Annotated in this window: 19 protein-coding genes and 2 pseudogenes; 13 read left to right on the plus strand and 8 right to left on the minus strand. The window is 49.1% G+C overall.

The window, feature by feature from the left end:
- The first annotated feature begins 158 nt into the window (after positions 1-158).
- A complete protein-coding gene (locus tag EDM54_RS25775) occupies positions 159-1517 on the plus strand; it encodes an IS4 family transposase (protein WP_122959088.1) in 1359 nt (452 codons plus the stop codon).
- A 697-nt stretch (positions 1518-2214) separates the two neighbouring features.
- Here EDM54_RS25775 and EDM54_RS27485 read toward each other — a convergent pair.
- A pseudogene (locus tag EDM54_RS27485) lies at positions 2215-2443 on the minus strand (transposase); the annotation flags it as partial.
- Between the two features lie 115 nt (positions 2444-2558).
- Between EDM54_RS27485 and EDM54_RS25785 the strand changes: the two are divergent.
- A complete protein-coding gene (locus EDM54_RS25785; RefSeq protein WP_122959089.1) occupies positions 2559-3785 on the plus strand; it encodes an IS256 family transposase in 1227 nt (408 codons plus the stop codon).
- Between the two features lie 49 nt (positions 3786-3834).
- On the opposite strand, the pseudogene EDM54_RS25790 reads toward EDM54_RS25785, so the two are convergent.
- Positions 3835-4499, minus strand: a pseudogene (locus EDM54_RS25790) (transposase); the annotation flags it as partial.
- A 382-nt stretch (positions 4500-4881) separates the two neighbouring features.
- Here EDM54_RS25790 and EDM54_RS25795 point away from each other — a divergent pair.
- The gene (locus EDM54_RS25795) at positions 4882-6381 is read left to right on the plus strand and encodes a malate:quinone oxidoreductase (RefSeq protein WP_003386467.1); all 1500 of its coding nucleotides are present in this window, start codon (positions 4882-4884) and stop codon (positions 6379-6381) included.
- A 158-nt stretch (positions 6382-6539) separates the two neighbouring features.
- Here the strand turns inward: EDM54_RS25795 and EDM54_RS25800 are convergent, their stop codons facing one another.
- Both EDM54_RS25800 and EDM54_RS25805 read right to left on the minus strand, forming a co-directional pair.
- Positions 6540-7178 carry a flavin reductase family protein gene (locus EDM54_RS25800; RefSeq protein WP_003386466.1) on the minus strand — a complete coding sequence of 213 codons (639 nt, stop codon included), beginning with the start codon at positions 7176-7178 and terminating at the stop codon, positions 6540-6542.
- A 193-nt stretch (positions 7179-7371) separates the two neighbouring features.
- Positions 7372-8253 (minus strand): LysR family transcriptional regulator, encoded by an 882-nt coding sequence (locus tag EDM54_RS25805; RefSeq protein WP_003386464.1) that lies wholly within the window; start codon positions 8251-8253, stop codon positions 7372-7374.
- A 120-nt stretch (positions 8254-8373) separates the two neighbouring features.
- On the opposite strand from EDM54_RS25805, the gene hutG reads away from it, so the two are divergent.
- The 3 genes from hutG to mutT all read left to right on the plus strand — a co-directional run bounded on the left by hutG (position 8374) and on the right by mutT (position 11203).
- Positions 8374-9360 (plus strand): formimidoylglutamase, encoded by a 987-nt coding sequence (hutG, locus tag EDM54_RS25810; RefSeq protein ID WP_122959090.1) that lies wholly within the window; start codon positions 8374-8376, stop codon positions 9358-9360.
- On the plus strand, positions 9344-10531 hold the full coding sequence (gltS, locus tag EDM54_RS25815; RefSeq protein WP_031932746.1) for a sodium/glutamate symporter: 1188 nt from the start codon (positions 9344-9346) through the stop codon (positions 10529-10531). The genes hutG and gltS overlap by 17 nt, the downstream gene beginning before the upstream one ends.
- Positions 10532-10816: 285 nt before the next feature.
- Complete coding sequence (gene mutT / locus EDM54_RS25820; RefSeq protein WP_003386461.1) at positions 10817-11203, plus strand: 8-oxo-dGTP diphosphatase MutT; 387 nt, start codon at positions 10817-10819, stop codon at positions 11201-11203.
- 86 nt (positions 11204-11289) lie between these two features.
- Here mutT and EDM54_RS25825 read toward each other — a convergent pair whose 3' ends face one another.
- Positions 11290-11544 (minus strand): YciI family protein, encoded by a 255-nt coding sequence (locus EDM54_RS25825; protein WP_003386460.1) that lies wholly within the window; start codon positions 11542-11544, stop codon positions 11290-11292.
- Positions 11545-11936: 392 nt separating this feature from the next.
- Between EDM54_RS25825 and EDM54_RS25830 the strand changes: the two genes are divergently transcribed.
- The 4 genes from EDM54_RS25830 to EDM54_RS25850 all read left to right on the plus strand — a co-directional run bounded on the left by EDM54_RS25830 (position 11937) and on the right by EDM54_RS25850 (position 16158).
- Positions 11937-12590 carry a hypothetical protein gene (locus EDM54_RS25830; RefSeq protein ID WP_003386459.1) on the plus strand — a complete coding sequence of 218 codons (654 nt, stop codon included), beginning with the start codon at positions 11937-11939 and terminating at the stop codon, positions 12588-12590.
- 31 nt (positions 12591-12621) lie between these two features.
- Positions 12622-13227: a DUF4241 domain-containing protein gene (locus EDM54_RS25835; protein WP_122959091.1), complete on the plus strand. Its 606-nt coding sequence runs from the start codon at positions 12622-12624 to the stop codon at positions 13225-13227.
- Between the two features lie 149 nt (positions 13228-13376).
- Complete coding sequence (locus tag EDM54_RS25840) at positions 13377-13898, plus strand: DinB family protein (RefSeq protein ID WP_031932748.1); 522 nt, start codon at positions 13377-13379, stop codon at positions 13896-13898.
- Positions 13899-14583: 685 nt separating this feature from the next.
- Complete coding sequence (locus tag EDM54_RS25850; protein ID WP_031932749.1) at positions 14584-16158, plus strand: FAD-dependent oxidoreductase; 1575 nt, start codon at positions 14584-14586, stop codon at positions 16156-16158.
- Between the two features lie 296 nt (positions 16159-16454).
- On the opposite strand, the gene EDM54_RS26720 is transcribed toward EDM54_RS25850, so the two are convergent.
- From EDM54_RS26720 to EDM54_RS25860, 3 genes are all read right to left on the minus strand, one after another.
- Positions 16455-16628, minus strand: coding sequence for a hypothetical protein (locus EDM54_RS26720; RefSeq protein WP_157211771.1), 174 nt, complete (start codon positions 16626-16628; stop codon positions 16455-16457).
- A 251-nt stretch (positions 16629-16879) separates the two neighbouring features.
- Positions 16880-18259 carry a DUF4179 domain-containing protein gene (locus EDM54_RS25855; protein WP_122959092.1) on the minus strand — a complete coding sequence of 460 codons (1380 nt, stop codon included), beginning with the start codon at positions 18257-18259 and terminating at the stop codon, positions 16880-16882.
- The gene (locus tag EDM54_RS25860; protein WP_227278626.1) at positions 18256-18822 is read right to left on the minus strand and encodes a sigma-70 family RNA polymerase sigma factor; all 567 of its coding nucleotides are present in this window, start codon (positions 18820-18822) and stop codon (positions 18256-18258) included. The genes EDM54_RS25855 and EDM54_RS25860 overlap by 4 nt, the downstream gene beginning before the upstream one ends.
- A gap of 250 nt (positions 18823-19072) precedes the next feature.
- Here EDM54_RS25860 and spoIIP point away from each other — a divergent pair, with 250 nt between their 5' ends.
- From spoIIP to EDM54_RS25875, 3 genes are all read left to right on the plus strand, one after another.
- Complete coding sequence (gene spoIIP, locus EDM54_RS25865) at positions 19073-20965, plus strand: stage II sporulation protein P (protein ID WP_003386451.1); 1893 nt, start codon at positions 19073-19075, stop codon at positions 20963-20965.
- A 432-nt stretch (positions 20966-21397) separates the two neighbouring features.
- On the plus strand, positions 21398-21733 hold the full coding sequence (locus EDM54_RS25870; RefSeq protein ID WP_003386449.1) for a potassium channel family protein: 336 nt from the start codon (positions 21398-21400) through the stop codon (positions 21731-21733).
- Between the two features lie 196 nt (positions 21734-21929).
- A complete protein-coding gene (locus EDM54_RS25875; RefSeq protein WP_122959093.1) occupies positions 21930-23813 on the plus strand; it encodes a PrpR N-terminal domain-containing protein in 1884 nt (627 codons plus the stop codon).
- The last annotated feature ends 116 nt before the right edge of the window (positions 23814-23929 follow it).

Consider the following 23929-nt stretch of genomic DNA (forward strand, 5'->3'; position numbering starts at 1 on the left):
ACTCAACTTTCGCACCTAGAAAATCAATGTAAAACCAATTGTAGAGCGGGCTTAAGGTCTGTTGGATAGACAGCTTGCTAAAATAGAAAAACACCGCTTCGTTTGGTAAAGTGAGAGTGATGAGCAATCACTACCAGACAGAAGAGGTGTCTTCCATCATGATAGACCATCAGCCCGATCTGAATCAACTGCCAAACGAATTAAAGCCTGCTTTTCAAGAACTGAAAGTGATGAAACATCTTCAACAAGCCGGATTCCGTAAGCGATTTGGCTTTAGCTGTGCTCGGCTGTTCCAACTCGTCTTTGTCCTTCTGTTTCACCAGAAGAATTGGTTTCGACTGCTCGAGAGCAGCAAAGTGGACTCGTTTCCCGGCAAGGATGCCGTCTATCGTTTCCTCAACCACGCAGGCTTTGCTTGGCGTCGTTTTCTGACATCGCTCAGCGTCGCGACGGTGCAGAAGGTCAGCGTGCTTACGTCGGCAGATCGGGACACCGTCTTCATCGTCGACGATTCCATGTTTGAGCGCAACCGCAGCAAAGCCGTTGAGTTGCTGGCCAGGTTCAAAGACCATGCCACCGGCGCTTATTACAAGGGATTTCGCATGCTCACCATGGGATGGTCCGACGGCCATACCTTCCTGCCGCTGGACTTCGCGCTGCTCAGTTCCAGCAAATCTGCCATTAACGGCATGAACGAGAAGATCGACAAACGGACGAACGGCTATAAGAGACGTCAAGAAGCACTTCTGTCGGCTCCGCAGGTGATTGTATCGATGTTGGATCGTGCGCTTACCGCTGGAGCCACGGCCTCCTACGTCTTGATGGACAGTTGGTTCACGCACGCGCCCCTCATTGGTGAAATCGTTTCTCGCGGGCTCGACGTGATCGGCATGGTCAAGAACGACAACAAGCGTTTCCTTGTTCAGGGCCGGAAGCTGTCGCTAAAAGAACTATACACAGCAGCGTCTCCGGTGCAAAGCAAGAAACGAGGCATTCTTCGTTCGATTCGAACCGAGCTTGCCTCCGGCATACCGGTTCACGTGGTATTCGTTCGTCATCGCACGAAGAAGAACGAATGGCTCGCAGTACTGACGACGGATCTTTCCCTCTCCGTGGAGGACGTCATTCGAATTTATGCGATCCGCTGGGACATAGAGGTCTTCTTCAAGTGCACCAAGTCGCTGCTTCGTTTGCAGAAGGAGTTTCAAGGCCGCTCCTATGATTTACTGATTAGCCATACGACGATTGTATTCTCTCGCTATATTCTGCTGGCCTGGCAGCATCGGCAGAGTACGGATGCCCGCTCGTTCGGCGGTCTGTTTTATGTGTTGTGTGACGAGGTTGGCACATTGGACTGGGCCATCGCCTTGCAGCAACTGCTCGATCTGATCAACGAAATCGCTACGAAAGCAGGAAAAAAGCTTTCGGCCCTGATTCAACGTCAACTCCAACAATGGATTGCCGCTTTACCCAGCTACATCAAGGCCTGTTTGCCCATTTCATGCTGCGAAAGTTGAGTTAAATAGACGTCGATTAATGAGACAAAAATGACTATACTAGTACGGTCCCTTTATTTTTTGACCTAACTTGTATTGAAGAGAATCCGTCTCCGATTAATTAGTGCTATCAAGGATATAAAGCCTCCACTGGCCTTTTTTACTACAAAACCAAGATTGTTACTGGTGTCGGCATTCACTGTCTAATATAATCGGACCTTACCCTCGGTTACTATATGATTAAATAACATTAAAGGGTAACATCACAATAGAAGAAGAATTTTTTAAATCATTTCCCAGTTAATCGCTTAATAGGTCTCAGTAAATGGTAGAAAACCTATTTGTACAGAATATCTTCCCTTATGCGATTCGACTTTGCTCAACACACCGTCAAAATTTGTTGAACTTACTACAAAGTGGGTAAGGGCAGCGCTCAAATGCTTAACAAATACATCAAAGTGAACCGCTTGCAGATACCTCCCTTCATGGATCTTTGCCATCGACTGGTACTGTTACTGAATTGGCTCACCCAGGGCATAGCTGATGAACTTTGATTGATGCTTTCGTTGCTTCTCCATATCGGTGTTCTTAAAAAAGTTCACGGTATCAGCTCTTTTTCGAAAACAACAGAGTCAAGGACGTAAGGCGAAGCGAACCCTTGACGTGTTGGTGGAGAAGAAGACAATCCCCATCGGGGATGGAGCATATCTTTTATTTGTTAACGGATGTGTGGTCGTACTCGATCCTCAAAGAAAACAGATAGCTGCATGAGAATCTGGCCCCAATTATGGACTCGTCCCGTCCATTTACGTAGGACATTCATGGTTACGAGGTATAACATTTTGAGAAGAGCATCGTCTCGTCTGTGGGAAAGATGGCTTTTCCTTCGTTGCTTTACGAAGTTGTCGATGGTAACTTTCAATAATGTTCGTTGCATAGATCAGTTGAGTCCGTATAATTGTGTAAAAACGGAATCTCTTTTAAAAAATGAAGAGAGCCATTTCAAAAACCCTCGGTTAGAATGAAGTTTGCGGACACCATTCCTGGAGAGGAGTTTTTGTTATGGCTCAATATCAGATTACTGTAGATTCGCAACTTTTGCAGCAACTTTTTCTCGGAAATTCGAAGGATTCGGGGGTGGCCAAACTGTTGGAATCGGTATTGAATCAGGTGTTGCAGGCCCAAGCTACGGAACAACTGTCTGCGGAACCGTACGAACGTACAGATGAACGCCAAGGTTATCGGAACGGTACATATCCCCATCAACTGACAACGCGGGTGGGAACGATCACCCTTCGGGTGCCACGGATTCGAAATGGAAAGTTCTCGACAGAAATGTTTGCTCGCTATCAGCGAAGTGAACAAGCCTTGGTTTTAGCCCTCATGGAAATGGTGGTGAATGGGGTATCAACTCGAAAAGTTTCGCAAATCACGGAGGAACTGTGTGGAACCGAGTTCTCTAAGTCAACTGTTTCCGATCTGTGTAAACGCCTGGATCCGATTGTAACGGCTTGGAACAACCGAAATTTACGAGAGAGCTTCTATCCATTTCTCATTGTAGATGCCCTCGTTTTAAAGGTTCGTGAAGAGAGGCGTGTACGCTCTCGTGGCGTAATGTTGGCCTACGGGGTCAACACAGAAGGCTACCGAGAAGTCCTTGGACTGATGCTTGGAGATAGTGAATCAGAGGCCAGTTGGAGTGAGTTTTTTAGCTGGCTGAAAGATCGAGGCTTGCGCGGCGTAGAACTCATTGTGTCCGATCAACATGGCGGGCTCGTACGAGCCATTCGAACCCATTTTCAAGGGGTGACGTGGCAACGGTGTCAGACTCATTTTATGCGAAATATCCTCGTTGCCACGCCCAAGCAACTGCAGGAGGAATTGTATCCCCGTGTTCGTGCGATTTTGGATGCTCCTGATCTAGAGACGGCACGGTTATTGTTGCAACAAACGGTGGAAACGTATGAGGCCAAAGCTACAAAGGCAATTTCGTTTTTGGAGAATGGTTTTGATGATGCCACAGCCGTTCTTCTGCTCCCCGAAAAGTACCGTAAACGTCTTCGGACAACAAATGGCATGGAGCGACTCAACGAAGAAATTCGCCGACGAGAACGTGTCATTCGCATTTTTCCTAACCGTGAATCGGTTATTCGCCTGATCGGAGCTTTGCTTATAGAGATAGACGAAAAATGGGCAAGTGGCAAAAAGTATCTCGATATGGCAGAGTATTTGGAATGGCGAGAAACTCAGGCAACAAAAGCGGTGTCTAAAGTGACGCGCATTGGCTAAGTTATTTCTCTAATCGAGGGGAATTTACACACAAAGATGGACTTGATCCATAGATCAGCTTTCGAATCTCTGGAGGATATTTAAAAAAGGTCGCAATCTTATCCCAGTTGGTGCGCAAGGAGCTTACCATCAAGGGGGATTTACTGCCCCAGGTTTGTTCAAACTGATCGAGTTCTTCGAGTACAGCTTGCTCCGTCGTCCTGTTTTACTTTAAAGTGGATCGCGTCTAAGAAGCATAAACCGATTGCAAAGGGCGATTTTGCCACTCTTTAATCAGGGGAACGATTTTGTTCGTGACATTTGAAATGAGTGTTGGTGAGACTTCGATCCGTAAAGCTGCTGCAGATGGTCTTGAATATCACGTGTGGATACGCCTTTTGCATACATTGCGAGGATTTGATCTTCGATCCCTGTTACATTGGACCGGTGTTTCTTTAAAATGGCAGGTTCAAATTCTCCCTCACGATCACGTGGGACTTGACTGTCCACCTCGCCATACTCGGAACGGACAGTTTTTTACTGTATCCATTACGGCTATTGGTTGTTTGCTTGTTTTTCATGCCATGCTTTGCGTATCCAAGAGAGGACTCCATCTCAGCTTCGAGCATTTCTTGGATCGTTTCAGCAAACAAAATCTTTTAGAGCTGACTGTACGTCGTTCACAGACTTCATATTTTTCTCTTTGATCCACTGCTTGATCTGCTCTTTTGACATTATAAAAATCTCCCAACCTTTCTGATACTAATTGCAGTTTAGAGGTTGAGAGTCTACACAGAATATTTTAAAGACTCCACCTGGGATAAGATTGCCAACTTCTGTACATATCCTCCTAAGACTCAAAAGCAAATCTAGGGACAGCTCTCCCCTCCCTAATCGCAACTTTCTATCATTCCTCAAGTTTCCCTGCTAATTAATAGCATTTAACAATCCATTTAATAGCAAACATTTAATTCTATATATAATAGTGATACACTATTACTTAGGTTATCATTTATGCAGAAAAGGTGTGTGAATAGGTCGCACCCTGGCTTGCTATGGAGCCTAAGCAGTAGGCCTACATCTTTTCTTCAAATATTAGCGAGGTAGGACGGTAAACATGAGCGACAGACAAACCAAAACAGACGTTATCTTAATTGGTGCCGGAATCATGAGTGCAACGTTGGGAACACTGCTGAAAGAATTGATACCGGATTGGAACATTACAGTGTTTGAAAAGCTTGCAAGCCCAGGAGAGGAAAGCTCTAACGAATGGAATAATGCAGGAACGGGGCATTCAGCACTGTGCGAGCTTAACTACACCGTCGAGAAACCGGACGGATCCATTGATATCAGCAAAGCTGTAAAAATTAATGAACAGTTTCAGGTTTCAAGACAATTCTGGTCTTATCTTGTAAACAGCAATCTGATCCGCAATCCGCAGGACTTTATCAGGCCGTTGCCTCATTTGAGCCTGGTGCAAGGTGAAAAGAATGTATCGTTTCTCAAAAAACGTTTTGAAGCGCTGTCAAACAATCCCCTGTTCAAAGGGATGGAATACTCCGAAGACCCTCGAAAACTGATGGAATGGATTCCGCTAATTATGAATGGGCGGGTATCGAATGAACCGATTGCGGCAACAAAAATCGACTCTGGAACAGATGTCAACTTCGGTGCTTTGACACGGATGTTGTTTGACCATCTGAAAAGGAAAGACGTCGATATCCACTTCAAGCATAATGTTGATGATATTAAACGCAACCGCGACGGCCTGTGGGAATTGAAAGTGCGAAATCTCGACAGCGGCACCGTTGAACGCCATACGGCCAAATTTGTGTTTATTGGCGGCGGTGGAGGAAGCCTGCCTTTGCTGCAAAAATCCGGTATTCCTGAAGGGAAACATATCGGAGGCTTCCCGGTAAGCGGTCTGTTCATGGTTTGCAAGAATCCGGATGTGATCGAGCAGCATCATGCCAAGGTATACGGGAAAGCCAAGGTTGGCGCGCCGCCAATGTCTGTTCCGCATCTGGACACAAGATATATCGACAATAAAAAATCGCTGCTCTTTGGGCCGTTTGCCGGTTTCTCGCCGAAGTTCCTAAAAACCGGTTCGATGTTTGATTTGCTCGGTTCCGTAAAACCGGATAACGTCCTGACGATGCTGGCAGCAGGGGCAAAAAACGTTCCCTTGACCAAATACCTGATCCAGCAAGTGATGCTGTCCAAGGAACAACGCATGGAAGAGCTGCGCGAGTTTATCCCGAACGCGAAAAGCGAGGATTGGGATATTGTCGTAGCGGGCCAACGTGTGCAGGTGATCAAAGATACGCCTACTGGCGGCAAAGGAACGCTGCAATTCGGTACGGAAGTAATCTGTGCAGCGGATGGCTCGATCGCCGCATTGCTCGGCGCTTCTCCGGGGGCTTCTACCGCTGTTTCCGTCATGCTGGACCTGATGAAAAGATGCTTCCCGCAGCATATCAATGAGTGGGAACCGAAAATAAAAGAAATGATTCCTTCTTATGGTATATCCTTATTGGAGCACCCGGAACTTATCCGTGAAATTGATTTTTCCACAGCGCAGACGCTTGGTCTGCACAGTGAACTGGCTCTCGTCTAGCAGACGGTCGAAAAATAGAAGGAAAGAAACGGCCTTTGTCCCGAATTGCATGGGGTGAAAGGCCGTTTCGTTTTGCCTGCAGTTTTCGGCAACAGGTTGAAGGGTGGCAACGGGGGTGAAGGGGTTTTGAACAGTCCCCAGCTATCGTGCCCAAATGATTAATTCGCCTGGCTGACATTACCTGGAGAAGGTGCAAAGACCGGGGCTAATCTCGAAGGGTGCAGCTTGCGGTCAAGTCCAAAAAATTCGCAGAAATTCATAATCAGCGGGTTCCACTTCTCGGGATCGATGTAGTTCTGCTCGCCAGTCATCAGGATTCGTTCATCGATATGAACGCGGATGATTTTGACCTCAATCGCTTTTAGCGTACTGGGCATCCCGAAGTCATGGACCTGTTCTACTACAGCCTCCAATTGCACCGGGCACTCAGCCACGCGCGGCGGCCGGACGAGGTCCGAAGCTTGCGGCGTGAGCTGGGCCGCTTCGAATTTGTCCGGTTCAAATCGGTATCCCACTTGAGCCTTGCGCTCGGGTACAGGATTTCGACCGGTTAGCAGGGCCAGACGGTCTACAGCACGAACGAGCTCGGACGAGGGCAGATTCAGCACACATTCGCGCTCGCGCAACAAATTCGCAACGGTTTGGGATGAACTGCTCATTCCGAGCATGCACGATTGATTCAGCCACCACGCTGAAGACATAGGGGCAAGATTGGCGGATTGGTCCTCATTTACTGTGCTGATGAGTACAACCGGGGTTCCGAAATAAAGAATTTTTGGCTCAACGACTTTGTGCATCATCGTTCTCCTCCCGCTATGAAATGAATCACCAAGTTTTCGATGTCTCCGATCAAGAGACCTATCCCCAATTATAAACACTGCCTATTTCGTTATTTTGCTGTTTCATTTCGATGGAACGCTGCACGACTTCACGTGTTGTCGCAGGGGGAGGAGGGACTGAAAAAGCGCCCGCGAGAAGCCTACTCTCCATTCACCCAAACTTCCTCCGAATCCCGCCGAGAAAAGCCTGAACCGCCGGAGCCAAATAACGATTCCGCATAAACATCAAATAAACGGTCCTCTCCAATGCCGGGGAATCAATCGCCTTCCACACGATAGACGGGTCCGTCGATTCAGCCAAATAATTTTCGGGAATAATCGTGACGCCCAAATTTTCCCTCACCAAGGTCAAGGCAGTCTCAAACCGTTCAATTTCAAACTTAATGTTCGGCGTCACCTGTTCAATGGAAAAGGCTGTTACAATATCCTCCCTCGTCTGAAAACCTTCCGTGCTAATGATAAAGGGCTCACTTTCCAGCTCGTGCAAAGAAACCGTTTCTTTATGCGCCAAAGGATGATCCTTGTGCAGCACGAGCACCAATCGTTCATCGTACAACGGGATCGATTCGATATCCTCCTCATGTACATACTGGTTCGTAATGAGCAGGTGCGTATGATACTTCCGCAGCGACTCCTTCACAGCCTTTCCGCCAAGCACTTCGATCAGCTTGATGTTGATGGAAGGATAACGCCCTTGATACTCACGGATCACTTTCGGAATCCAATGCTTCACCGACTCGATGATGCCGACAATCAGCTCGCCGCTGCCGGTGAGCTTTACTTCTTCCATTTCCTTTTTCAACATATCCATTTGGGAAAGCAGCGAAATCGCTTTTTTATAGAAAATCTTCCCAGCGTCCGTCAGCTCCATTTTTCTCGTGTTTCTTTCAAGCAGGGGAGAGCCGACCTCTTGCTCCAGATTTTTGATGGCGTTGCTCAGCGAAGGCTGTGAGATATGCAGCTTTTGCGCGGCTTTGGAGTAGCTCAGTTGATCGGAGACGGTTACGAAATAATACAATTGTTTGATATCCACAATAATTTCCACCTCTATTTATAGCTTGAAACTATAAAATTATTTAAATTATATATTAGAAATAATAAGTATGTCATTATATAATCAAAAAAACACATATACTTAAAAGGTTCAGAAAGGATGAAAAGATTGCCTACGAAAGTTTCAGCTGATGTATGGACCGGCCGGACTGATCATACGGAAAGAAGAAGCAGTTTTCGCTACCACCAGGTTGTGGAATTGGTGGATCTGGATCAATGGCTGCCTTCCGCGGACAACACATGTGCGATGATTGGGTTTGAATGTGAGGAAGGAGTTCGGCGCAATCAAGGACGAGTAGGCGCAGCCAAAGCTCCGAACGCAATTCGGCAAGCGCTTGCAAGCCTTCCCTGGAAGCTGCAGGAAGGCAACCGCATCGTCGATGTCGGTAATATTCGCTGTGAAAATGAAAAGCTCGAAGAAGCCCAGGAGGAATTGGGCCAGGCAGTCTCCGATATTTTGTCCAAGTCGGCGGTGCCGATTATTTTAGGCGGCGGACATGAAACGCTGTATGGCCATTATTTGGGCGTCCGCAAACACACCGGAAAAGAAGCTTCGCTCGGAATCATTAATATCGATGCTCATTTCGATTTGCGCTCCTATGAAAGCCAGCCTTCCTCCGGGACGATGTTCCGACAAATCCTGGAGCATGACAAAAACAGCCGATATTTTGTCCTCGGGATCCAGCGTTTCGGCAATACGCAGGAGCTGTTTGACAAGGCGGACGAACTCGGTGTCCGGTACGTGTATGAAGAAGACATGACCGCTGAACAGATGGACGACATTATCTCCGAGCTAAAAGAATTCATCGAAAAACACGATCATGTCATGCTCACGCTTTGTACCGATGTGTTAAATGCGGCGTTTGCGCCGGGAGTGAGCGCTCCGTCGCCTTTCGGATTGACGCCAATGGTTGTCCGCAGCTTGATCCGCACCGTTGCCACTCATAAGAAAACGCTTTCTTTTGACATTTGCGAAGTGAATCCGGTTTTGGATGAAAACGGCAGAACGGTAAAATTAGGTGCTTATCTGACAAACGAAGCCATCATGGGATTCTTAGGGGGACACAACGATGACGTTGGCACTTAATCAAGTCAACACGATTTTTCTCGCAGTAGCTCTGCTCGTATTGGGAACCTTCCTCGTAAAAAAGGCCGGATTCCTGCAAAAGTTCTGTATTCCCGCACCCGTCGTCGGAGGGCTGTTGTTTGCGATCATCGCAACGGCCTTGAAGGCGACAGGCGTTTTGGAAATTACCTTGGATACTTCCCTGCAAAGCCTGTTCATGCTCACGTTCTTCACGACAGTAGGACTGGGAGCGAGCTTCAAGCTCATCAGACTGGGCGGCAAGCTGCTCGTCATTTACTGGATTGCATGCGGATTCCTCGCTTTGATGCAAAACGTGATTGGCGTCTCCCTGGCTTCGCTGTTCGGCATTCATCCGCTGATCGGGATGATGGCAGGCGCGGTTTCCATGGAAGGCGGACACGGAGCGGCAGGTGCCTTTGGACAAACCCTCGAAGACATGGGGATCCAATCCGCACTGGCCATCGGGATTGCGGCAGCTACCTTTGGACTTGTAGCCGGAGGATTGGTAGGCGGACCGACTGTCAAGTACCTGGTCTCCAAATACAATCTGAAACCGACCGAAACAGAAGAAGGAACGGCGGAGGTAGAAGAAAAAGTCGAACCGATTACGACAAACGTCTTCTTCATTCAGGTACTGCTCATCACGTTCTGTATGGCATTGGGAACGTATTTGGGCGAGCTGTTCTCAACGGCAACCGGTTTTGTTCTTCCCGGTTATGTAGGAGCGATGTTTGTGGCGGTTATCGTGCGCAACATCGTTGACAAATTCAAACCGGCAGCTATCGACATGAAAAGCATCAATCTGATTGGCGACGTGACGCTTGGCATCTTCCTGTCTATGGCACTTATGAGTATCAAATTGTGGGAAGTGGCCAGCCTTGCGCTGCCAATGCTGGTGATCGTGCTGGTGCAAGTTGTCTTTATCGTCCTGTTCGGTGCCTTCGTTTTGTTCCGGCTGCTTGGCAAAGACTATGACGCCGCGGTAATGGTCGCAGGGTTCACAGGACATGGACTTGGAGCTACACCGAATGCGATGGCGAATATGGCCGCGGTGACCGAGCGCTTTGGGCCTTCGCGAAAAGCTTATCTGGTCGTCCCGATTGTGGGTGCCTTTCTGATCGATGTGTTCGGCATGCCGATCATTATTACGACGATCAATTTGTTCAAGTAAATTGCACGGTAAAGTCCTTCCACGCTGGAATTGTCCGGCTGGAAGGATTTTTTTGCTTGCAGCAATGCTTTGGAGAGCGGGGAGAGCCTTCTTTTGGGCCTTCCAACGTTGTATGTCCTTTTATAACCTGGATGGGGCAAGGATTTCGTTTTGAGAAAACAAGCTTGAAAGGAAAATGGAATTCGGCAAGAATGAAATACAGATAATACCATAGGAAGGGAATTTCGAGCTGCGCGCGGTTGTGCCAGCAGCAAACAAAGGCAAATGTTATAGGACGTGACACAGATGATTGAAGTAGCCGCGGCAATTATAGGAAATGAACAAGGACAGATATTGATTGCAAAGCGCAAAAAGGGAAAGTCTCAGGAAGGAATGTGGGAATTTCCCGGCGGCAAAATCGAGGAGGGCGAAAGCGTTGAGGCTTGCCTGAAAAGGGAATTGCTGGAGGAAATGAAGATCGAAATCGATCCGTACGAGCCCTTTGCCGTGAATGACCATCGATACGGCTCCACACATATTCGTTTGATAGCATACAAGGCGCTATACGTTGGCGGTGAAATCGTTCTGACAGATCATGATGAGTTTCGCTGGGTGCATCCCAGTGAACTTCATGAGTATCCGTTTGCGCCGGCAGATCTGAAGTTTGTGCAAATGCTGCAGGAGACCGTATAATCGCTTGAAGGCCAAAATCCCTGGCTTGTTTTTTTTACTAAAGAAAAAACGCCTCCAAAACAGGCGTTTAATTAAGGAAAGCTATGCTACTTGGTCAGCCACTCTTTTACGGACAAGGTAGAAGAACCCGATTTGATCAAGGGATCGGCGTTCCCGATGGCAATGGCTTCTTCCAGCGATTCCGCCTTGATGAGGTATGCTCCGCCTGAAACATCGCTAAAAGGTCCGTATAGCTCCAGGCGGTTGTTTTGCTTTAATTGTTCCAAATGTTCGTAATGTCCCGGAATGTCGGCTGAATTGAAGCTTTCGGTTCGATTCGTTATGAGCAAATATCGGTTCATGGTTTCTCCTTGTGAAACAGTTTTTAGCGTTATTGTAACACAAGTTTCTCCAGTTTTTGCTGGAGAGCTTGAGACAATGGTTATATATTCCAATCGCCAAGCATGATGCACCTTGTAAAAAAACCGGTTCGTTAACATGTCATTGAGGTTCAGGAATCTATTGAATGTGGTAGAGTCTATCAGTCTGTTTTATTGGCTTTTCCCACTCGGATGGTATCGAGGATGGCATACTGCTGCCGTGAATCTCGGGATGACGAGACACATCCGGCACCGGTGCGGTCTATGGACAGCTTGCAGGAGCATACGATGGAATGTCAGGAGCCGCCAAGGATGCTCCAAAAAATGGTTAAATAAGGAAATCATATCGATACTTAAGTATGGTGGTTTGAACATTGAAAATACAATACGTTCAAAAAGAAGTGTTCCTCGGCAATCAAAAGTACTTTTGTCTCACAGTTGATACGGTCAATCTGTATTCATGCGAGTTCGACAAGAATATGTACATGATTTTCGGGGATCAGCGGGCATTGCAGGAGCTTGCTTGCATTTTTCTTCTCGCCAGTCAGAATAGAGACAAAATCATTTATTTGCGCCATACGGATAAGTTTCTGCCCGAAGATTTGCATTCGTTTTCTACAAGCGACAGAAATGATGAATTGGTTTTGCTGCACCATTCTTTGCAGGCGAACACCGGACTCTGGAAGGACCTGAGGGAGCGGTTTCGCACCCAAAAAGGGAACAAGAAAAGCTATACCTGCAACCCGAGAAGGTTTGCCGATCTCGGTCATGACGATTATCAAAAGTTTGCCTTCGCAGAAAACAAAGACAAGATATTGGTCAAAAGCAAATATGAAACGCTGTTTTTGATTGGCAGCAAAAGCGTATTTGAAGTGGCTTCCGGCTTGTTTGAGCCGCTTTCCAGAGCTGGTGCAGGAGAATATCGAAGAAATGGCGGACACGCTCATGTGCATCTCGACATTTTTACGGGAAAGCACCAGGGGTTATGCGTCGATTACTACGACAAGGCATTATGGAACAAAAAATAATGGATTCAGGGAAAGGTAGGAAACCGCACAAATGTCAAATCTGTTGAACGAATTAGCCAATGCCGAAAGCAAAACGCTGCGCCCAGAGATTCTCGAACAGCTTAAAGTGATTTCCGGCAAGATTGTCGCCTGTGACCCTCTTATTTCCCGGCATACCCCATTTGAGAGGACTATTCAGCCAGGTGCGTACCCAGTCATTGCCTGGTGGCACGTGGAAGAAAACTGCATCGCAGGAGCTGAACTGAAGCTTTCCGAGTCCCGGCCGGTTCGTTGGGAAATGGCTACAGTGCCTGGGCAGAATGTAGAAGAACTGGAAGAGGGGTATATATTCGGCTACCCGGTTGATACGGGCCTCGGATGTTTTGCTGATTTAAAAGCGATCGAGAAAATGGACGAGCTGGAGGAAAAGCTGCAAAGCGAACGCGGCGAGGATTTTATCAGCTTATACGACGACCTGATCGATGACTTGATGACCGAGCATGACGATGAATGGTGCAATGCGGTTACAGACGAGGATGCGGGACTCAATGTAATTATTTTTCGCTCAGGATACGGAGACGGCTTTTACGCTACTTATTGGGGGATTGACGAAAGCGGAAAAATTGTTTCGCTCGTAACCGATTTCCAGGTCATCTAACAAGCGATTGAAATAGAGAACAAGCTCGCTTGGCTCAAACAAAATGGCTACCAAACATTGTTCCTCCATTAGTAACAGCGACAAACGACATGAGCAGTCGCGTGATGAAAGGAGAGTCTTCGACAGAAAGCAAAGAAAGGAGCAAGTCTATGAATTTTCAACTGAAAGAAGCCATTGAAATTCTTGAGCGAACGCCACAGGCTTTGGAGCATTTCTTGTCCGGTGTATCCAATGGATGGCTGCAATGCAATGAAGGCGAAGGAACCTGGAACGTCTCCGAAGTGATTGAGCATCTGATAGAAGGAGAAAAACACAATTGGATACCGAGACTGGAATTTATGCTTCAGGAAGGAGAGGGGAAACCGTTTCCCCCGTTTGACCGTTATTCGCACTTGAATGAAAAGCTTGAACGATCGATTGAACAAAAGCTGCTGGAATTTACAATGATCCGAATGCAAAATATCGCCAAACTAAAGGAGCTTGTTGAACCGGAAGCGCATCTTGAGGTGACTGGCTCTCACCCTGCATTCGGTACAGTGAAGGTCCGAGAACTGCTGTCTACGTGGGTTGTTCACGATTTGACACATATAGCGCAAATCGTACGGGTAATGGCTGAAAGGTACAGAACGGACGTGGGGCCTTGGAAAGAGTATTTGGGCATATTGAAATAGCGAATTGCCTGTAAACGTGTAAGGACTGGAAAAAGGTCGTTCCATCAGAGAAAATTAACTTTCGATAGCAGACATCCTTTTGAAGCTGGTGTAAGCTAGGCTTGCCCGTTGTAAAGTCTTCTTTTCCGTTGATGGAACGCCGTGTGCGATGAAAGTCGCCCGCACGGTGTAGGCTCGAACGAAGCTCCTCGCAAGAAGAAGGAGATAAGTCGAGAATAGCGAAGAACCAGCGCCCATTTCAAATTTGCATGTCTTTGGCGTAACAAAACGCGCAGACGGTTCCGTAGTTGTCTTTTTAACCTTTGCGGAGCCTGCCGGTGCTGCCTCGGTTGCCTTTCAGTACTCTACAGACCAGGATACATGGGTAGATGCAGAGCCAGACAGACCTGTTACGTCCACAACAAGCTACCTGAACATCCGGCTGCCCGATCGTGCTTCCGGTTTGTATTATTTCCGGATGATCGTCGAAGAGGGCAAGCGTGCTGGAGTATCCAATGTGGCAAGTGGAAATATTTAGCAAAATGAGGGGGCAGCCATCAACGGCCCTCGGGGTAGCCCGGGGGTTTTTTCGTATTTCTCGAAGAAGATAAAAAAGGAAATTTTATATTTATTGAAACATTTTTTGCCAATTAATCGTAACTATAAGTAGAGATACCCAAAAACTGGAGAAAGCGAGGGAGAGAGAATGAGAGAGCTTCATGCCGATGTTGTGATTATTGGCGGGGGAACAGGCGGATGTGCAGCAGCTCTGGCCGCAGCCAAATCAGGAAAATCAGTCATTATGACGGAGGAAACGGAATGGATTGGCGGCCAATTTACCAGTCAAGCAGTGCCGCCGGATGAGCATCCCTGGATTGAACAGTTTGGCTGTACGCGCAGCTATCGCACATTCCGCAACAGTGTCCGCGATTATTACCGCAATCACTATCCGATGACGGCCGAGGCGAGAGCAATTCCCAATCTGAATCCCGGCAATGGCTCCGTCAGCCGTCTCTGCCACGAGCCGCGGGTCGCTCTGGCTGTTTTTTATCAGATGCTCGCTCCGTATATAAACAGCGGGAGATTGACTGTTCTGACCAACCACAAGCTTCATTCCGTCTGTGTGGACGGCGATGAGGTGTTGTCCATCGTTGTAGAAGATACAAGGCATCATGAGCAGATCGAACTCGCGGCTCCCTATTTCCTGGACGCTACCGAATGCGGCGACGTGCTTCCTCTGGCAGGCGTGGAATATGTGCTCGGAGCAGAATCGGTGGAGGAGACAGGCGAGCCAAACGCCGTCGTCGGTCCGCCGCAGCCAAACGATATTCAGGCATTTACGTACTGCTTCGCCATGGATTATCTGGAGGGTGAAGACCATACGATTGAAAGGCCGGAAACCTACGGCTTCTGGAGAAGCTACAAACCGGATTTCTGGCCGGACAAGCTGCTTAGCTGGACAGGCTCCAATCCGCGAGACACCACGCAAGCTGTACGATATGAGCTGTTTCCGGGAACCGAGTATTTTCCGTTATTCACGTATCGCCGGGTAGCAGACCCCAAAAATTTCCGGGACGGCTTGTACAAAAGCGGGGTTTCCCTCGTCAACTGGCCGCAAAATGACTACTGGCTGGGCTCTATCATTGATGTACCGGAAGAAGAGCGGCAGCGCCACCTTTACATGGCTAAGCAACTGAGCATGTCGCTTCTGTACTGGATGCAGACGGAGGCTCCTCGCCCGGATGGAGGACAAGGATACCCCGGGCTGCGTCTCCGCAAGGATGTCGTCGGAACAGAGGACGGGCTTGCCATGTACCCGTATATTCGCGAATCCCGGCGGATCAAGGCTGAATTCACTGTACTTGAGCAGCATGTCAGCGCGGCATGCCGTCAAACGGGGAAGGCGGAACCATTCCATGATTCCGTCGGTGTGGGGAGCTATCGCATCGATTTGCATCCGAGTACCGCAAACCGCAATTACGTCGATGTCTCCACCTATCCATTCCAAATTCCGCTGGGCAGCCTCATCCCGGTGCGCGTGAACAACCTTTTGCCTGCAGCGAAGAACCTCGGCGTCACCCACATCACCAATGGCTGCTTCCGGCTTCATCCGGTGGAGTGGAACGTCGGCGAGGCTGCCGGATATTTGGCGGCATACTGCCTCGAATACGGCCTGACCCCTCGTGCTGTCCGCAATACGCCTGCGGAGCTGCAAAAGTTCCAGGCATTCTTGTATTCGGAAGGTGTGGAGTACTTCTGGCCGACGATGTACGCGGTGTAGACGAGGATCAGCGAGTGGTTCAGCGGTAAACGAACTGGCAACGCAAATAATCCCGATCAAGTCTTCCGAGTCCGGTATTGCGCCGGACTCGTTTTTTCATTAATAGGGAACCGGAAGGATAAAAGATAGAAGTATGAGAAACAGCCAGATGGCCTCTAGTGCCTCGGATTTTGAAACGGCTTGAAACGGTGGGACTCATTGGTCTTTTTCTGCAATGGGGGATAGAGGGAAGTGCAGTCGGATTAGAGTAGGTGCTTCAGTATTTTAATAGGAGAGGGGGAGCCGTACAAATAGCCTTACCTGTCCTTGCCATCCGTGAACATTCTTACGAGCTGCACAGATGCAATTAACGATAAAATCCAGGCAATGGCCGCCAGTCCGCTGTCCAACGAATGGCCTGTTGTAGCACTTGCCAGCGAATAGATCGCAACGGTCCCAAAAAGAACCATCAGCATTTTTAAAATTTGCATGAATCCTCCTATTTTTGCGGGAATCAGGTACGAATCATCCTGTTTGGATTAGATAGGGAAGCGACCCCGTTTAGCAGACCGCGATGTATTTACTTGCGTTAACTCACTGTTTTTTTATTATTTTACAAAAAAGGAAAGAAAGATACAAACTGGACCTAAGAAAAAAGCTGACACTTTCGAGAGTGTCAGCTTCCGTCTGGCGGTGACATGGGCAGTCTGGCCGTCCCCAAAGCCTAGCGAACTCGTATAGCTTATTTGCCGTCAATGATGGGAACAAGCCCATCCATCTTGATTTCCTGAAAGTCGATTCTCTCCGTGTCGACCTGGTAAGCATCCTTTTTCGGAACAGAATATGTGCGAATGAAGGAGCCGTTTTGAAAAATTTCATTGTCGTAATTCAAGCCGTCTACTTTCAATACGGTTTCTTCCGACAATGCCTCTCCTGGCAGCAGCACATGCAGCTTTTGATCTTTGTAGTAAGCCTGGAGGATTCGGCCGGTCTTGTTTCCAAACGGCGCTTCCAGCGGGAATTGCCCGCTTCGCTCCAGCGTAAAATGGCCTGTTTTCATTGTTGAAACGGTTGCACCATCAAACTTCAGAGACAGCTTTTGCGGAACATCGCCATAGTACAGGGAAGGAATCATATCCAGATAGAAGGAGTCAGCCATATGTCTATACCCCTGAATGGGGTTGCCGTCAGTTGCCGGCTTGTACTCCCTTCCCTGGTCATCCACCAGACGGGGATTGATCAAGCTTTGGAGTTCAAAGCCTTCCTTCGTTTTTGCCTGCAGATGTACCCGCGTAAGGGTCGGCGTCATTTCTATTTCTTCCATGGCGAGTTCGCGAAGCAGGTCCTGTTTCCCGAGCTGGGGCTGGTTGTTCGTAGCTGTCGGCTGAATGCTTTTCTTTGCCGAGACGACTTCCTCCGGCAAGGGCAGGGGGACTTCCACGAGGACCTCTTCGCCATTGTGGGATTGTTTCACGAGCTGGATGGGCAGAACCGGGTTTGGCTGTTTCAAAAGCGCATCCATGTCGTCGTCATCCATCATGTATCTCGACTTGAAAATAAGATAGTGGGTACCGTCGATTTGCTTCCATTCGTAGGACGTGCCACCTGTTTTCCCGATTTTTCCAATAGCGGTAGTCAGTTTTGCAAAAACGAAATCCGCTTTTTTCTCTTCATCATTTTCGCTTGCGACGTCGTCGATGATTTTCCCCGAGATCAGCATCGTGAAAATGACCCTGCGGTGGTCGATCATCGCTTCCTTGACCTCAACGGTATAACCGTTTTGCTCTTTTTTTACCGAATGCAAAATGGGGTAGCCGTTTCTAAGGGCATTGGCAAAACCTTCGTCAGGGGCCAGCCATTCGAATTTCGCCGTTGACTGGATCGCGTTGTTTTTTACGAATAGGCCTCCAAGGCCCAGTGGATTCCACACGGCTACTACCAGCGCACAGGAAACGGCGGCTCCGGTCATCCAAGCAGCTGTTTTCCACCGGAACTGCCGGTTTCGCTTTTCCACTTTATCCATCACTTTGGCTTCCAGCTCGGACAGGCGGAACGGATATTTTTGACGAAGCTCCTGCTTGGCTGATTCGGCAAATTCTCTCCATACACGATCTTCCTTCATCTTCCGGCCTCCTCGGACATGATCTTTCTCAACTGCTTTCGCGCCCGGCTCAATCTGGTCCGGACAACCTCCTGCGACACGCCCAGGATGTGGGCAATCTCCTTGATCGTCAAATCCTCGTAGTAGTGCAAGATGACGACCTGCCGATACTTGGGGGCAAGAGACATGACCACTTGAAAAATGTCTTCCCGATGCAGCCTGTTTTCCACTTCCTCCTCGACGCTGTCTTTGGCGTCCTGATCCAGCATGCTGCCCAGACGCTCATCCACCACCGTCCAAATATGGCGGAATGACCAGGAGCGAAAGTGCTTTTTCGCTTCATTCATGGCAATCTTGAACAGCCAGTGCTTGATGTCGCCTTCGCCGCGAAAGGAATCCAGTGCGCGATACGCTTTGATAAATACTTCCTGTGTGATGTCCTCCGCAACCGCGTGGTTTTTGACCGTCAGGCAGAGCAGATGGTACACCTTTTCCCCGTATTGCTGCATCAGCCATCTGAGGGTCGCTTCCCGGCTTCTCGTGAGCGTGATCGGCAGGGCTTCCAAGTCGTTCAATTGTTTCACCTCATTTATTGTTCCTACCAAGATTGATCCGGCTGAAGCAGAAAGTGTGACAAGAAACTTCATTTTTATCAGGGAACGAAGCCGGGATCGTTTGTCTCCATTTTTTTATTGATTTCCGTTCAACATTTCCGTTTCATTTTACAGACAAAAAATGTCGCACGGTGAAGGAGAATGTAGATGAATCTAGAAAATCTAATGATTAGGATAGATTTTCCAATGCCGAATACTCGAACAGAGGGGAACGAGATTGTTGCATGCACGATTAAAAGTCGCTTTGATCGCCAGTTGTTTTTTGTTTTTGCTGCTGCCGCCATCTTGGGTGCGGGCGGCTACCCATATCGAGGTAGCTGTTGATCAGCTGAATATTCGCAGTTCTCCGGGTACAACCTCCCAAATCGTCGGAACCATCACCAAAGCTACACGGCTGCCGATCATCAAGCAGCAGAAAGACTGGACACAGGTGAAGCTCACGGATGGGAAGACAGGCTGGGTCATCAATAAATACGTCAAAATGATTGAAATTCAGCAACCGAAATATGTTAAGAGCAATGTAGACATGCTGAATGTTCGGGCCGAACCGAATGCGACGGCACAAATTTTGCAAATCATCGACAAAACCGGCGTCTATTTGCAAACCAAAAAGCAGGGAGATTGGGCACAGATCAAGCTGTCTGACAAAGTGAGCGGCTGGGTCAATGCACGTTTTCTAACGGAAACGTCTGCTCCTGCCCCCAAACCGGCACCTGCTCCTGCGCAGCCGCCTGCGACCACGCAACCACCGGCTTTATCGCAGAATCCTGCGACCACGCAACCGCCAGTTTTTTCGCAGAATCCAGCAGCACCGCCAGTGCCAACGCCAATCCCGGCGACGACGCAGCCGCCATTGACGACACAGACTCCTGGTCCGTGGGAAGCACCTGTACCGTCAACAACACCTGCTGTCCCGGCTGCTCCGCCATCCTCATTTACGCCAAGCAATGGACAAGCCTCCGGCACGATTATGCTGTCGGAAGGCTATGTAATATTTAGCGCGCCGGATTTTCTAAGTCCCGTGATCGGCCAGCTAAATGCCGGCACGGCCATCAACCATTACGGATATGCGGATGGCTGGTACAAGATCAGCTTCAACGGCGTCTATGCCTATATTTTCAATCCTGTTGCAGGAGGGCAGCCTGGACAGGGACAGCCGGTCAGCACTCCAGGGGCCGGGGTAAGCACTCCGAATCCGGCGGGACAAGCTCAGGCATCGATTCGCGTAAAAAATCCCGACACGAATTTACGGTCTGGCCCCGGAACCGAGTACGCCGTCATTGGAACCGTTCAGCCCGGTGAAGTATACCCAATCGTGCAGACAGCAGGAGACTGGTATGTGATCCGTCGCGGCGACAATACGACCGCCTATATCGCAGGTTGGGTCGTTGATCGCATTCAGCCGGGAGGCCAGCCGGCGAATGGAACGAACGGCCTTGGCGTCGGATACAACCACGGCATGGTCGGAAATGAGACCGTCTACATCTACCACACACATAACCGCGAGTCGTGGCGAAATGTGGCCAGAAATACACAGGGCAGCTCAGTGGATGACCCCGAGATCAATATTACACTGGTCGGAAAAAGGCTCGGTGAGCTGCTGCAAACAAGAGGCATCCCCACGATGGTGAACCGGGACGACTTTGCGCAAAAGCTCGCGGAGCAAAAGAAAAGCTATTCGCTTTCCTATTCGGAATCGTACAAAGCTGTAAGCGCAGCTGCTGCGACAAGTCCGTACCTGAAATACATTTTCGATATTCACCGCGACAGCGACGAGCCTCGCAGCAAGGTTGCCATTACGTTGAATGGCAAGACGTATTCGCGCATCTTGTTTGTGATCGGGACGGCCAATCCGAACTATTTGGAAAACAAGAAGCTGGCGGAACATCTGCATGCCCGTCTGGAAGCCTCGTATCCCGGCTTGTCGCGGGGAGTTATTCTGAAAGGTTCAAACCAGGGGAATGGCGAGTACAATCAGTCCATTTCCGGGGGAAGCCTGCTTTTGGAATTTGGCGGAACGAACAACACATTGGAGGAGTGTTACAATACGGCAGAAGCGTTTGCCGATGTGTTTTTCAATTACATGCTGGAATCCCAAATCGCTTACCACTAAAAGCACGATTCTTTTCGCAGCATCTGCGGAGAGAATCGTGCTTCTTTTTGCAAGCTGTGAAAATCGTTTGGTCATAAAGGTCAGGGTGTTTACAATCTGCCTGCAGCCAAGCGGCTCTGAGGGTTGCTTGTCGGTCCAGGTGGGTACGGCTATCAGGAGGGTTAAACAACGGCAAAGGCTTCAGTCCAACTGACCGTACTCCTTTACGCGACGCAAAGTGTCTTTCGGGACGAAGAACTCGGCCTTTCCGATGATTATTGTGGAAGCCCTCGGGCCAGAATGGGAAGCCCAGACACCGACAGAGGGAACTCCCAACGGGGAAGGCGCTGCTAGGCCACGAAAGCCTTGGATATTTTTGCAGACAGGGGGGAACAATTTTAGGCAAAACGAGCTGGTGTAAAATGGAATTCAGCCGGAAATGGAGCACCTGCCATGATTTCATTTTTTTTGACTCTGACACGCATGCTGAAAGGCTTGCTGCATGCTTTCAAAGAAAAAGATTTTCAGGTTATTTTTACGCTGGTCGTCCTTTTGCTGCTGTCTGGCACTATTTTTTATCATAATGCGGAAGGGCTTTCCATTCTCGATGCTTTGTATTTTTGTGTGACAACCCTGACGACAGTGGGGCATGCCGGCTTTATTCCGCAAACGAACGAGGGAAAAATATTTACCATGATCTACATTTTTGCGGGAGCGGGACTCACCTTCAGTGTTGTCGGCCGGATCGCCATCGGAATCTACCTCTCCCAGCGAGACAGGAGCAAATAATCTGGGGCAGACGGACCTCATGGCTTTTACGATGAGGTTTTTTCTGTTTCATCTACAGGGGTTGAACGGAAAATCAATGCTCGTCCAAGAGAATTTCCCACCCCCTATTGAAAAGGGAAAAGTAATTCTTGTACACTGTATGTATCAAATTGCAACATGGAGCATGGTGATATGTTGCGCAAAAGAGGGGTTTTTCTTGACTCGTATCCTGGTAATTGCCCCGTATCCGGGGATGCGCGATGTTTTTCTCGAAGTAAAAGAGGACATGCCAAGCGGCGCTCAACTGGATGTGGAAGTAGGCGACCTGTACAAAGGCTTGGCCTTGGCGAAGAGCCTTGAAGAGAACGGATATGACGTGATCATCAGCAGGGGGGCGACCGCTCGCCTGCTCCGAAAGCACTGCAATCTGCCGGTGGTGGAAGTGAAAATATCCGGCTACGATATTCTGCGGACCTTGACGCTGGTCAAGGGCTACACTGGCAAAGTCGGCTTGATGAGCTACCTGAACACGATCCAGGGCGCCGATGCGATCGGAACGCTGCTGGATATGAACCTGACCTTTTTTCCCATTGATCAGGAGGAAGAAATCGAAAACGGCTTGAAGCTGGCTCTGGCCCAAGGCGTCCAGGTGATTATCGGCGACGTGATTTCCACCTCGATGGCAACGAGGATGGGCTTGCAGGCGATCTTGATTACCTCGGGAAAGGAATCGGTGACAGAGTCGATTTCCGAAGCAGTGCATATGGCGTATTACACCCGGCGCGAAAAAGCGGCGCGGCAGCGGATGGAGGCCGTGATTCAGCGCTTTCCGGAAGGCATCGTTGCCGCTGACAGGGAGGGACGCGTCTTCGTCTTTAACCAGCAGGCAGAGGAATTGTTCGGGATCAGATCTGAGCATGCGCTGGACAAACAGATCGAAGAGCTTCATCCGCTGTTGAATTTGGACAGCGTGTTGAAAACAGGAGAGCGGTCTGCAGAGGAAGTAGTCTCGTTAAACGGTGAAAAAGCGCTGCTCACCAAACAAGCGCTGCTGCTAGATGAGCAAGAGGACGGCGGGTTTGCGGTCATTTCATCCGCACGCCGGATACAGAAAGCGGAGTCGCAGATTCGCCAGTCCATCACGGGCTTTGAGCACCGGGCCAGCATGCATTTCAACCAGCTTGTGGCAGGTTCGGACAAAATGAAAGAGACGCTGAAAATAGCGATACAAGCAAGCCAAACCGAATTGCCCGTGGTGATTTACGGGGAACCGGGGACAGGCAAGCAAAGTCTCGCCCAGGCGATCCACAATGCGGGACGTCGAAAGGACTTTCCGTTTGTCTTCTTCAACTGCGAGGCCTATACGGAGGAGCAGCTACCTCTGGAGCTGTTCGGGAGCGAAGGAGCGCTGATCAAGCGCGGGGCGTTTGAAATGGCCCATGGCGGCACCCTGTTCATCGACGCTATCGGCAAGCTGCCGCTATCTGTGCAGGCGATGCTGTTCAATGTCCTGCAGGAAAACAAGGTGAGCCGAATCAACGGTACAACACCGATACCCGTCGATGTTCGGGTTATTTGCGCCAACGGCCGAAACTTGAAGAATTGTATCGAGGATGGCAGCTTCCGCGAAGATGTATTTCACCTGATCAACGGGTTTTCCCTCGTGATTCCGCCGTTGCGCGAGCGAAAAGAAGACATCGACGACCTGGTTCGCTGGTTCATCGCTTCTTTCAATGCCCGATCCGGGAAACAGATCGTCGGGGTGCGCCCGGAATTGCTTCATTTGTTAAAGAGGGCCGACTGGTACGGCAATATTCAGGAATTGAAATCAGCCGTTGAGAAAATGTGCCATGCTGCAACAGGTCCTTTCATCGAGCGGATGGAAGCGGAGCATATCGTAACCGAGCTAGACAAAACGGCAGACGCCCAATCGCTGGGAAGCGGGATTGACATCAGCGGAAAAACACTGGAGGAAATCGAGCGGGAAGTGATCTGGCGCGTGCTGCAGGAAGAGGGGCAGAACCAGTCGGAAGCAGCAAAACGACTGGGGATCAATCGGTCGACACTGTGGAGAAAATTAAAGCAAGCGACAAGCGAATAGACGGAAATCTTCAAAAAGCAACGAGCAGATAGCTTGTTGCTTTTTGTTATGGGGCGTGCCCAGCAAGCCGTTAATTGCTAGTTGGTGAAAGTCCAACCGAGGCAGGAGCCAAGTCA

Source organism: Brevibacillus borstelensis (genome assembly GCF_003710865.1).
GTDB classification, from domain to species: Bacteria; Bacillota; Bacilli; order Brevibacillales; family Brevibacillaceae; genus Brevibacillus; species Brevibacillus borstelensis.

Coding starts and splice junctions, on each gene's coding strand:
- gltS (WP_031932746.1), top strand. CDS start 9,344: ATGACGTTGGCACTTAATCAAGTCAACACGATTTTTCTCGCAGTAGCT.
- EDM54_RS25850 (WP_031932749.1), top strand. CDS start 14,584: ATGAGAGAGCTTCATGCCGATGTTGTGATTATTGGCGGGGGAACAGGC.
- hutG (WP_122959090.1), top strand. CDS start 8,374: ATGAAAAGATTGCCTACGAAAGTTTCAGCTGATGTATGGACCGGCCGG.
- EDM54_RS25840 (WP_031932748.1), top strand. CDS start 13,377: ATGAATTTTCAACTGAAAGAAGCCATTGAAATTCTTGAGCGAACGCCA.
- EDM54_RS25795 (WP_003386467.1), top strand. CDS start 4,882: ATGAGCGACAGACAAACCAAAACAGACGTTATCTTAATTGGTGCCGGA.
- EDM54_RS25800 (WP_003386466.1), bottom strand. CDS start 7,178: ATGCACAAAGTCGTTGAGCCAAAAATTCTTTATTTCGGAACCCCGGTT.
- EDM54_RS25835 (WP_122959091.1), top strand. CDS start 12,622: ATGTCAAATCTGTTGAACGAATTAGCCAATGCCGAAAGCAAAACGCTG.
- EDM54_RS25855 (WP_122959092.1), bottom strand. CDS start 18,259: ATGAAGGAAGATCGTGTATGGAGAGAATTTGCCGAATCAGCCAAGCAG.
- EDM54_RS25775 (WP_122959088.1), top strand. CDS start 159: ATGATAGACCATCAGCCCGATCTGAATCAACTGCCAAACGAATTAAAG.
- EDM54_RS26720 (WP_157211771.1), bottom strand. CDS start 16,628: ATGCAAATTTTAAAAATGCTGATGGTTCTTTTTGGGACCGTTGCGATC.
- mutT (WP_003386461.1), top strand. CDS start 10,817: ATGATTGAAGTAGCCGCGGCAATTATAGGAAATGAACAAGGACAGATA.
- EDM54_RS25870 (WP_003386449.1), top strand. CDS start 21,398: ATGATTTCATTTTTTTTGACTCTGACACGCATGCTGAAAGGCTTGCTG.
- EDM54_RS25825 (WP_003386460.1), bottom strand. CDS start 11,544: ATGAACCGATATTTGCTCATAACGAATCGAACCGAAAGCTTCAATTCA.
- EDM54_RS25785 (WP_122959089.1), top strand. CDS start 2,559: ATGGCTCAATATCAGATTACTGTAGATTCGCAACTTTTGCAGCAACTT.